General features: G+C 67.7%; 1 protein-coding gene and 1 pseudogene. Both read right to left on the reverse strand.

Features of this window, described 5'->3' with window-relative positions; genetic code table 11:
* The coding region (locus O7B34_RS31975; RefSeq protein WP_337149732.1) for a DMT family transporter at positions 1-201 on the reverse strand (201 nt) is incomplete at its 3' end.
* Positions 202-480 (reverse strand): annotated as a pseudogene (locus O7B34_RS31980) (CoA ester lyase); the annotation flags it as partial.

Raw genomic sequence — 480 nt, forward strand, 5'->3', positions numbered from 1 at the left:
GACCCCGGACCAGATCGCGTAGGCGATTCCGGTCGGGATCGTGCGGAGCGTCAGGGACAGGCAATAGAAGGCGATCGCGTAGCCGACGACCGTCACGAGGGAGGGCAGGGGCTTCGTGAAGCCGTCCGACAGCTTCATGAAGCTCGTGCCCACGATCTCGCTGACGATCGCGATGCCGAGATAGAGGTAGGCGAGCGACACCTACAGCCCGTAGCTGCGGGCGAGCTCCGGGTCCTTCTCGGCGACGAGCCTGGCCAGATCCACGATGACCTTGGCCTGCTTCCAGGTGGCGTCGTCCTGCATCTTGCCGTCGAGCATCACCGCGCCGGTGCCGTCGGGCATCGCCTCGACGATGCGCGCGGCGAAGGCCACCTCCGCCGGATCGGGAGCGAAGACCCGCTTGGCGATGGCGACTTGGCTCGGGTGGAGCGTCCAGGCGCCGGCGCAGCCCATCAGGAAGGCGTTGCGGAACTGCGCCTC

The organism is Mesorhizobium sp. Cs1299R1N3 (assembly GCF_037179625.1).
Lineage (GTDB): Bacteria > Pseudomonadota > Alphaproteobacteria > Rhizobiales > Rhizobiaceae > Mesorhizobium > Mesorhizobium salmacidum.